Below are 9,648 nucleotides of genomic sequence, written 5' to 3' on the forward strand. Positions count from 1 at the left end.
CTTTCCCTCCGCTTGTCGTCGCTATTATCTTCTCCCTCTCCCTGATTCCTAATTGTTTTTTTACTTATTTTGAGAGCGGAATGTGGGATGTAAGCTTTGCTTAGGACATAAAACCCAAATTAATAAAGGCGGAGCAAATCTCCGCCTTTATTAATTTGGGTTTTGATTTGTCCTAGCTATTTCCAAGGTCAAAAATGATACAATTTACTGAAATTACTGCTATTTTTTCCTATGAAAGGCATTGAATATATCATAGATGATCAAGGAGAGAAGACTGCCGTTGTCATTAATTTGGAGCAGTGGGGTAAAGAATGGGAAGCGTTTTACAATCTTCTATTGAAGCAATCATTTCCTTCTGAAAGTTGGGTACATGAAGATTCTTTCTCGAAGAAACTAGATAATGCTCTACAGTGGAATCATAATCATCCCCCTCAGTTATTGAATCTAGACTCATTAGAAGCTCAATTATTGAAAAATGAGTAGGATTTTACTTGATCTAAATAATCCTATTTTTCAACAAGACTTGTTTGTTTTGCAGAAATCTGAGGCTCTTGCAGCCTTAAAAATCCTCAGAAAGGTTTCTCAATTGACTTGGGAGCAATTGTACAAAGATCAGGGCTTAAAATGGGAATTGATTCGTTCTAAGCAAGGAAAAAATGGTGAAAAACTCTATAGTTTGAGAATTACTCAAAAATGTCGAGCCGTTGCTGTGCGGGAAGGTGATTATCTAAGATTTTTATCTTTGCATTCCGAGCATGATTCAGCCTACTGAGCAATCAGCGATCGCATTACAAAATTAGCGATCGCACTCATCCTAAATCTTTTAGCTACTTAGAATGGGATGGACATTATTTGATTAATCCATTCTTCAGCAGTAGAGGCTTCCCAAATGAGGATAAGTGCATCAATTGCGTCACTAACTGGCAATTTCTGGGAAAGAATCAAAACCCCTGAACTGTTTTTTGTCATGATAAATTCGCCAAATTCAGCAGGCATCGTTTTGCGATCGTGGGTCACAAGTAGTCTCCCGTCTTGCGCTGCTATTGCTAATACTTCTGGGTCTTTCTTGCCTTCCAGCCCTGTTGTATAAGCTGATTGAAAACTCAGATTGGGTTGTCTGCGTAACGCGCCAGTAACAATTGCTTGATTAAGGTCAGCATCTGCTTGAAAGTGAACTGCTGTCATGATTTGATTAGCTTCTGGGTTTGAGCAGTTTTCAACTTTTGATACAGAATCGGATTCTTTTGTCTACAGGATTTTTGCAATTTCTCAAATTCTTCTTCACCTTCTTTTAGATATGCGTCAATTAACTCTCGGCTGGCAAGATAAAAGGCGATCGCTCCATAAACCTGTTCTAATGAGAGTAATGGAAAGTCTTGGGCAATGCTTTCAGGTGATTTACCATTCAAAAAGGCATAAACAACTGAATCAAGAGAAATACGGGTTTCTTCGATCCAGTATCCTCGATCGCGTTGCTCGATATATCGTTTTGCTAAGGTTGGTGCTGCGGTCATAAAGTTTTTGGCTACTCTTTATGTAACTATTTTAAGCGATCGCTTGTCTGTCTAGCAGTTAAGATGTGAAGTCATTGAAGCCAAGCTCAATAGATACAGCCTTCGCAATTTCTTTCCAATAGATATCTTCTAAAACACCCTGTTTATTCTTGATTCTTCGAGCATCTACAGCCCTCATTTGACTCAAATTAATATGGCGATCGCCACTTAGTCCATTCTGGGCGGTCGGTGCAACATTCACAACGAATGGATAAGTTTTTTTATTAGGCAGTAATGGCGCGACTATGGTGGTTAATCCATTTTGATTGCCAATGTCATTTTGCAATATTAAGCAAGGACGTTCTTTGCCAGTCTCACTGCCGACAATTGGGTTCAGATCGACCCACCATATTTCTCCTCGCTTATAGGTTAAGGTTCCATTAGGCATTTAAACCATCTTCCACAGTAACGTCCCAAACAGAAATCTCTTCTTGAAAGATTGGATCGTTTGCTTGTTCTTTATAAGCATTTTCCAGTTCTTTCATAAAAATCCTCTGCTTCTCTTTCCAGAGAATGTCGTTGATAAAACTGCTGCGATTGCTTGCTAAGCGATCTACAAAGTTGAGGATTTCATCATCTAAGGTGATGCTGACTTTTTTACTCATTGCTTAATTTGCCTACAATAGTTTAGTAGGATTGTATTGTCATACTACTTAATCCTATAGCAATTGTCAACGCATGAACATAACCCAGCAAAGCGGCGATCGCAATACAAAATTGGCGATCGCAATACAAAATTGGCGATCGCACTCAAGAAATTGGAAACAAATACCCAACCTCGTAGCGTGTGTTAGCAGAGCGTAACACACAAATATTTTGCATTAAATAAGGTGCGTTACATTTCATGAACGAACCCTACAAGATCGTCGTTCGCGCTATTCGCACAAACAGTTAGTATTAAAAAGTGTGTTACATTTCATGAACAGATACGACAAGATCAGCGATCGCACTTGTGCTTCCATAACGGAAGTAGCGCATTGTATCAATCATACGAATATCCAATAAATAATATTTTTTCTGGTTGACCATTTTCATACAAAACAATGTAGACTGACTGTCCTCTTCCAATAAAGTCAAATATTTCATTTGGAATCTCATCAGTATCCGCTACCATGTCGATGCTTGGCATTTCAGTTCCAAATACACTTATAAGTTCAATTGGCTCAAGTGGAGAGGCTGTGCTGGGCAATCTCTCGTTAGATATTTCTCGTATGTCAAGTATGGTTTGTGTTCCATCAGCACCAGCATCTTCAATAGCAGCCTCTATAGAATCATGTTGAGCGCCTAGACTAGGATGATCAGGACGTAAGGGAAAAAAAACATAGTCAATTGCTGGAAAATAGCGCCCTGATTGAAACTCTCGATGTCTCAATGTTTGTAATACTGAATTAATATCTGGCTGATAATTGACAAGATATAACCAAGGGTTTGCTCCCATTTTTTGTCTCCAAAATTTGAAATTTTGCTTTTCTTGCAAGCGCTTTAATTTAACGATAGTAGAGCATCAAGCCCAAAACGAGATTAGTTATAGTAATTAGACGGAAAATTGACTTGCCTAATGATCTAAATGTACATGGCAAAAACATAAACTTTCTGACTAAGATTCTTTTTTAGAATGGTTAAATAGGAACTTTCTGTTTAAGTGACTAAATCGGTGTACTTAGACAGAAGATTTTTAGACAAAACTTTTCCAGAACAAAAAGATACAAAAAGATATTTTTATTTACATATATAATAATTTTTTAAAGATGCCACCAGCAAAATAAGCACACCTAATCAAATACTTACCATGTCTCTAAGTACTCAAAATGAAAGCGCACCACATCATGTTGTTATTATTGGCGGTGGCTTTGGGGGACTATATGCCGCCCAAAAGCTAGGCAAATCAAAGGTTCCCGTTAAAGTCACCCTCATCGACAAACGTAACTTTCACCTCTTCCAGCCCCTACTTTACCAAGTCGCCACAGGCAGCCTCTCCCCCGCCGATATCGCTTCACCATTGCGGGCAGTCCTTGCCGAAAACAAAAATACCAGCGTCGTGATGGGCGAAGTGCTAGATATTGATCCCCAAGCGCAGGTAGTTAAATTAAAAAATCACTTAGACATAAGCTATGACTCGCTGATCGTGGCAACAGGAGTCAGTCACCATTACTTTGGTAACGATCAATGGTCAGAGCAAGCCCCTGGATTAAAAACCATTGAAGATGCGATTAATATGCGTCGCCGCATCCTGAGCGCTTTTGAAGCCGCCGAAAAGACCCATGATTCCAAGTTTAAAGAAGCATTGATGAACTTTGTGGTCATCGGTGGAGGCCCAACAGGCGTAGAACTCGCGGGTACCTTAGCCGAGCTTGCCCATCGCACTCTCAGTGATGAATTCACGAATATTGACACCAAGAAAGCGCGAATTATCTTGATTGAAGGAACCGATCGCGTATTGCCTCCATACCATGCAGAACTCTCTGAGGCAGCGAAACAGTCTCTCCTGAAGTTAGGAGTGGAAGTCAAGACTAGTGCGATGGTGACAAATATTGAGGATCATATTGTTACCTTCAAATGTGGTGAGCAAGTTGAGCAAATTCAAGCGCAAACGATTCTCTGGGCGGCGGGTGTAAAGGCTTCCCCGATGGGTCAAGTATTAGGCGATCGCCTAAATGCGGAACTAGACCGAGTTGGTCGGGTAATCGTCCAGCCTGATATGTCGATCGCAAATTATCCCAATGTATATGTGATTGGTGACTTGGCGAACTATCCCCACCAAGGCGATCGCCCACTGCCGGGGGTTGCACCTGTGGCGATGCAGCAGGGCGAATATGTCGCGCATCATATTGAGGCGAAGGTAAAAGAAAAGGAACCCTCAAAATTCAAGTATTGGGATTTTGGTAGCCTAGCTGTAATTGGTCGCCATGAAGCGGTTGTGGACTTTAAGTTTATCCGTTTGAAGGGTTGGTTAGCATGGTTTATTTGGACGTTTGTGCATGTTTATTATCTGATTGAATTTGATAATAAGCTTCTTGTGATGGTTCAATGGGGATGGAACTATTTTACCCATCGCCGTGGCGCGAGAATTATTACAGGCAGATACTTGCAGGTGTTAGAGGAAATGGAAGGAATCCGTGCTGGTGGGCTTTCATTAGAAACAAGGGAACCAGCCGAGGTTGCCTAATAAAAAAGGAGTCGCTTTGCGACTCCTTTTTTTAGACTTCACCCATTGCTACCATTTGGATTGCACGGGGCATTGCAGGATCGAAACCTCCCATATCCCAAGAATTAGGATCTTTGGGATCGACTAGCGAGAGCTTGTAGGGAGCCAAGGTCACATAGATTGCCTTCGCATTAGCGTTCACCTTGCGGCGATATTCTGCCAAGGCTTCGCTAGGATGACGACGACCTGCCCAAGATTCGGAATCAGTCCAGAAGCAGAACACATCCGCATAGAACTTATTCTTAATCGCCCAATCGTAAGCCACCGATGCATCCGTACCACCGAAGTTTTGGTTCGTTGCCTTTTGCATTGCCGATGTGAAGGAATCCTTTTTGGTGATTCCCAAATCGCGGAAGTCGGTCGCAAATCCACGGATCGCGTAGTTGGTTTCCGCCTTCACCGTTGCCAAAGCCATCGTTGCCGCAATTTCGCAGCATGTCAAGCCAATAGAACTAACGGTGTAGTAAGACATCGAACCCGACACATCGATCGCATGGAGGAAAGTCGCACCCGTAGGCGCGATCGCATCGAAGGACATTTCCAGAGCAGTTTCCAGAATATCGACAATGCGCGGAATAGGTTGCCAAGTCTTTTGGCTACGTCCGAGCGCACCACCCGACTGATAGGTTTTGAGAGCTTTCAAAACATCAATGGGGTGAATGCGTCCCTTCTTCAAGCGATCGCGATTGTTCAACACATTGGCAACACGCTTCAAGTTGTCCTTATTCTTTGTAGTCAAGACACCAAGTTCCGTCAAAGAACCAAGGTTCCGCAATAGCGCACCGATGGGCATTTCGTTAAAGAGCAACTGCCACGCACGCACATCCATCTGTCCAATGGGAGCCGCCATTTCATGGGTGAGTTTACCTTTCGCGATCGCTTCATGGGTCTTGTCAGGGTGACGCTTTAGCCATTCATACCACCAGATTTGCGCCAGCGCATCCGATGGAATTTGCGAAGGAAGTTCATCCCAACCCTTGATTACCCATTGATAGAGCGCTTGTTGATCGTCGGTTTCAGGCTTGACATGAAACAAACGCAACGCATCACGGTGCGAGAAACCTTGCCGTTGTTGATACTTCAGCAACTGGTAGGCTAGCGCCTTGGTGTCGGGATTGGAGAGCCATGCCTTACCGCTTTCACGAATGACTTTACCGAAGCCACGCATGGACTTGGTGTAGTTCATCCATTCATAGAAGTGGCTACCCGTGCGGACAACTTGGGGAAATATTTCCATAAAGTTCCGTTTCGCCGCTTGGCTGTCGCCCATCGATAGCAAGACTAGAGCCAGAATGGGAGCGCTGTTATTTACCGCCCGACCATCGCTAGCATAGAGAATTTCGCTCGCCACGCGATCGGCATCTGCGGCGACACATTTCTGCACCGTATCGATGAAATCGGCGGACAGTTCGTGCTTGCCAGCGTAGTAGGTGCTTTGAGCCGTACCAATCAGCAAGCAACGCCGCAACATGCGCCAGATAACCGCATCAAAGGCAAAGCCACCCGATCGCCCTTGGATCATTTCGGCTTCACGACCTGCGATCGCTTGAGTTTGAGGTGTACCTTTGGGTTTCTGGAATAAAAATTTATAAGACATGACATTCTCCGTCCCGTCAGGGAAAAGTTAAAGAGAACTTCCTTCGCCTCGACCAAAGAGAAGGAATCGGCAGGGTAGGACTCGAACCTACAAAATCTTTCGATTATTTGATCCCGATAACCCTCTACAGTTCGGTCTTTGCAGACAAGGGTTTCTATAAAGGATATTTGTCAAGTGCGTTTACCAATTTTCGCCACCTGCCGAGAATTTGAACAACTAAAAGCTAATCGCTAACAGCTAAGCGCTAACAACTAAAAACTTTTAGAGGGGGTGGAATGGGACTCGAACCCACATCTCGCGACATAAAGGGGGAGATCGTTAGAAGCGATAACCTTAAAGTCTGCGTCCCTTACGGGCAAAAGTGCGTTCTACCAGTTGAACTATCCACCCCAAGATTGGAATTTTGATTTTGGACTTTATTAAGGAGAGATGGCAACCAGCAGGCAAAACATCTAGTTTAGGAAGGGATTTTGGGGATTGAACCCAATCACCTCATGGAGGTGATGCAACCAAAGCGATAACCCTAGCCAATTCGTCCCTTTAATTACTACATGGCGCAAAGCGCCACATAGTAATCTAGGGCAAAGAGAAGTTTCGATTGCGATCGCATAACTATCTCTCCAAAACATTACTCAAAATCAAACTCCCAATTGACGGAGAGGGACTCGAACCCCCGACACTTGGCGTTTCAGGCGATAACCCTAAATCTGCGACCTTTGCAGGTAAGTGACGAAAAAGGATGTTTTCAATGCTCTACCACTGAGCTACCCGTCAATATTTAGCGAATTTAAATTTTGCCTATGGCAAAATTTAAAATGAGAGTTTTGGTTTGGTGATAGATGCCACTTACGAACAAGCAGCACCTATCTGGTAGCAATAACCCTGAATGCTTCAGCCCAGATAGGCAAGTCATTGCATAAAGGAATTCAGCAGTTCGCGAGGCTGCATCTCCTTTCCCAATTGCTACACAACTACTTGAGTAGTACTTGTAGTATCAATCAGGTTAGGCGTTCTACGCGCTTGAACTACGCTGCACTACATTTATACTACACGTACTACAAGAATGCAATAGCGATCGCAAATTTATTTAGCCAATTCTTTTTCTATCGTAAAACCCAGTGAAATTTTTTAAATTTCACTGGGTTTTATGGCAGCACAAAGCGCTATATTTTATATTGCTCACTACATCCCAAAGTGATCGCAATTATTTTTACTCTTTAGTTGGTTGATAAATGCGGATGAGCCCACGCTAAATGATCCAAAGATTTCCCGTGATATTCTCCCGCTGTAATGCTCGCTTCTCCATAGGCAATGCAAGCATAAATGTCTTCTGGTTGCAGTTGGGGATATTCTTCTAGTAGTTCAGGGATGCTAGTACCACTGGCGAGAAAGTCGAGAATTAGGGATACCCAGATGCGATGTCCGCGAATACAGGGTTTTCCAAAACAGATATTAGGGTTAATCGAGATTCGGTTTAGAAGTTCTTCTTGTTTCATAACTTTTTTTTGTTTTAAGCATCAAATGCGATCGCCATGATGCTCATCCTCTTATCATGTTTATATTTTATATCGCCTATCACTACATTTACTGGACGGATCGCCTAAATCATCAGTATCTAATCGCTCTGCAAAGCTTGACAGTTACTTAAAACGAGATTTTAGTTAATAATCGCTATTTGAGCTTTCAGAAAATTAAGGGAGATCTCTTCGTAGTCTATCAGCCCTTATTTTTACGAATTTTGATCTTTGATGAACTTATAAATTTTCTGAATTACTTCTTGTGTAGACCGAGGAAGATCTTGGTAGCGGATTTTGGGTAGGGCTTTATTACAGAAACTGGGTTTGTTGCTTATAGTTCCCGCTATCTTTTTCGTAGAGCCTGAACAGTGTTTATAGCCTCCTTTACGGGAATAAGGTTGATCCTTAAAAACTTGCTCCTCGATAAATGTTCCTAAATAATGATTTTGATATGAGCTATAAGATTTATCTGGAAGTTGTAGGTTTGGATTCTTTTCATATTCAAGAATGACTTCTTTAATAACATTATAAGGAAGAAGATTTTCTATCTCTCTAGCAGGTAAAACAACCAATCGTTTACCAAGAAGCCTATTAAGTTTGTCTTTACGGGCAAGTTTTGTATCTCCATCTTTATCTACTATGACTAAAGCTTTTGCACAAAGTCGATCAATTTCAATAGGATGCTCTTCATTATCTAAAAATGACCAATGAGTAATATTATTTCCTCCATACTCAACAAATGAGTAATGGACATCTTCCTCTAATGTCAAACTTAAAGAGCCATCCTCTTTTAGGTATTCCATATAGGAATTAAGCATTTTGCGAAGATACCATCTGTCCGTAATACCTTCAACCCAGATTGTTGCATTGACAAGAAATACAGAAGAATTTCTCACTCCTAATAATTCCAATGAGCTACTATTTCCACTTTCAACGGATTCCACTATAAAGGTTGGTGTTTGCTCATCGGTTTCTTCTTCTTGAGATAATTTCTTGCGAAATGTAAATATACTGACATCTTTAACATCAATAGTTAAATCAAGAAAATGATTAGAGTGGGTGGTTAGAAAAAATGTATGTCTACTTTGTGCAGCAAAAAAGTCAAGAATCTTTCGCTGTAGTCCAGGATGCAAATATATTTCAGGCTCTTCAATGAAGAAGAAAGTTGGTTCTTCTCTGATAAATGGAAGAAAAGACATTATAATAGCTGACTGAATCCCATCACCTAAATGGAAAATAGGACGCTCTTTTTCATTGCCTATTTTTACAATAACTGCTTTTTCTTCTAGGCTAGGAATTAGTGTGACAGGCTTATTCTCAAAGAATATTTTAGTAATAAATTCTTGATATTCAGCAATTTTTTTCCTTTGCTTATTATTTCCCAGTAACATTGCCATAATATCGTCGTAAAGTGACAGTCCCGTAAATACTTCAGGCGGAGAACTAATGTCAGTAGAAAAATAATCTTTTTTTGTTTGCTCTGCATATAAATCCGAGCGCTCTGCATCGATTGGGCGTAAGCCTCGTAAAACAGGAATATAGACTCTTGTAGGTGTATTATTTTCAGAGTGAATTGGAACTTGCTTTAAAATTTGTAATGCTTTATCAGAGCTATTCATAATACATTCTCTAATTCTGTTCATCTTTGCATCAGAGATACCTTGCCCCTTTTTATTTATAATGTCTATGGGCGTTGTTGCATAAAAAGGGTAGGGGAAGGTAAATTAGATATTAATCAGGAGATGAAACCGTAACAAATGAAACAGCAATATCAGA

The 9,648-nt window shown here is 41.4% G+C and carries 12 protein-coding genes, 2 tRNA genes and 1 pseudogene; 4 read left to right on the top strand and 11 right to left on the bottom strand.

What is annotated here, in order from left to right:
* The first annotated feature begins 231 nt into the window (after positions 1–231).
* A complete protein-coding gene (locus CQ839_RS24245; RefSeq protein WP_103670876.1) occupies positions 232–483 on the top strand; it encodes a hypothetical protein in 252 nt (83 codons plus the stop codon).
* On the top strand, positions 476–772 hold the full coding sequence (locus tag CQ839_RS24250) for a hypothetical protein (RefSeq protein ID WP_103670877.1): 297 nt from the start codon (positions 476–478) through the stop codon (positions 770–772). Before CQ839_RS24245 ends, CQ839_RS24250 begins: the two co-directional genes overlap by 8 nt.
* 59 nt (positions 773–831) lie before the next feature.
* Here the strand turns inward: CQ839_RS24250 and CQ839_RS24255 are convergent, their stop codons facing one another.
* From CQ839_RS24255 to CQ839_RS24270, 4 genes are read right to left on the bottom strand one after another with little or no spacing between them, the layout of a single operon-like run.
* The gene (locus tag CQ839_RS24255) at positions 832–1,185 is read right to left on the bottom strand and encodes a DUF5615 family PIN-like protein (protein ID WP_103670878.1); all 354 of its coding nucleotides are present in this window, start codon (positions 1,183–1,185) and stop codon (positions 832–834) included.
* A complete protein-coding gene (locus tag CQ839_RS24260; protein WP_103670879.1) occupies positions 1,182–1,514 on the bottom strand; it encodes a DUF433 domain-containing protein in 333 nt (110 codons plus the stop codon). The genes CQ839_RS24255 and CQ839_RS24260 overlap by 4 nt, the downstream gene beginning before the upstream one ends.
* A 58-nt stretch (positions 1,515–1,572) precedes the next feature.
* Positions 1,573–1,941: a type II toxin-antitoxin system PemK/MazF family toxin gene (locus CQ839_RS24265; protein ID WP_103670880.1), complete on the bottom strand. Its 369-nt coding sequence runs from the start codon at positions 1,939–1,941 to the stop codon at positions 1,573–1,575.
* Positions 1,934–2,158, bottom strand: coding sequence for a hypothetical protein (locus tag CQ839_RS24270; protein ID WP_103670881.1), 225 nt, complete (start codon positions 2,156–2,158; stop codon positions 1,934–1,936). Before CQ839_RS24270 ends, CQ839_RS24265 begins: the two co-directional genes overlap by 8 nt.
* A gap of 63 nt (positions 2,159–2,221) precedes the next feature.
* Here CQ839_RS24270 and CQ839_RS25855 point away from each other — a divergent pair, with 63 nt between their 5' ends.
* Positions 2,222–2,347: a hypothetical protein gene (locus tag CQ839_RS25855; RefSeq protein ID WP_258040866.1), complete on the top strand. Its 126-nt coding sequence runs from the start codon at positions 2,222–2,224 to the stop codon at positions 2,345–2,347.
* 188 nt (positions 2,348–2,535) lie between these two features.
* Here the strand turns inward: CQ839_RS25855 and CQ839_RS24275 are convergent, their stop codons facing one another.
* Positions 2,536–3,030 carry a hypothetical protein gene (locus CQ839_RS24275; protein ID WP_146048808.1) on the bottom strand — a complete coding sequence of 165 codons (495 nt, stop codon included), beginning with the start codon at positions 3,028–3,030 and terminating at the stop codon, positions 2,536–2,538.
* 312 nt (positions 3,031–3,342) lie between these two features.
* Here CQ839_RS24275 and CQ839_RS24280 point away from each other — a divergent pair, with 312 nt between their 5' ends.
* A complete protein-coding gene (locus CQ839_RS24280; protein WP_103670883.1) occupies positions 3,343–4,719 on the top strand; it encodes an NAD(P)/FAD-dependent oxidoreductase in 1,377 nt (458 codons plus the stop codon).
* A 31-nt stretch (positions 4,720–4,750) separates the two neighbouring features.
* On the opposite strand, the gene CQ839_RS24285 is transcribed toward CQ839_RS24280, so the two are convergent.
* The 6 genes and pseudogenes from CQ839_RS24285 to CQ839_RS24295 form a co-directional block, all read right to left on the bottom strand.
* Positions 4,751–6,355 (bottom strand): TROVE domain-containing protein, encoded by a 1,605-nt coding sequence (locus CQ839_RS24285; protein WP_103670884.1) that lies wholly within the window; start codon positions 6,353–6,355, stop codon positions 4,751–4,753.
* 66 nt (positions 6,356–6,421) lie between these two features.
* Positions 6,422–6,558 (bottom strand) — tRNA-OTHER (locus tag CQ839_RS25380).
* Positions 6,559–6,622: 64 nt separating this feature from the next.
* Positions 6,623–6,745 (bottom strand): annotated as a pseudogene (locus CQ839_RS25385).
* A 260-nt stretch (positions 6,746–7,005) separates the two neighbouring features.
* Positions 7,006–7,129 (bottom strand) — tRNA-OTHER (locus tag CQ839_RS25390).
* A 443-nt stretch (positions 7,130–7,572) separates the two neighbouring features.
* Positions 7,573–7,851, bottom strand: a complete 279-nt coding sequence (locus tag CQ839_RS24290; protein WP_219817846.1) for a DUF433 domain-containing protein — start codon at positions 7,849–7,851, stop codon at positions 7,573–7,575.
* 233 nt (positions 7,852–8,084) lie between these two features.
* Positions 8,085–9,491, bottom strand: coding sequence for an ATP-dependent endonuclease (locus CQ839_RS24295; RefSeq protein WP_181016332.1), 1,407 nt, complete (start codon positions 9,489–9,491; stop codon positions 8,085–8,087).
* Positions 9,492–9,648 lie beyond the last annotated feature (157 nt).

The sequence above is a fragment of the Pseudanabaena sp. BC1403 genome, from assembly GCF_002914585.1.
Lineage (GTDB): Bacteria > Cyanobacteriota > Cyanobacteriia > Pseudanabaenales > Pseudanabaenaceae > Pseudanabaena.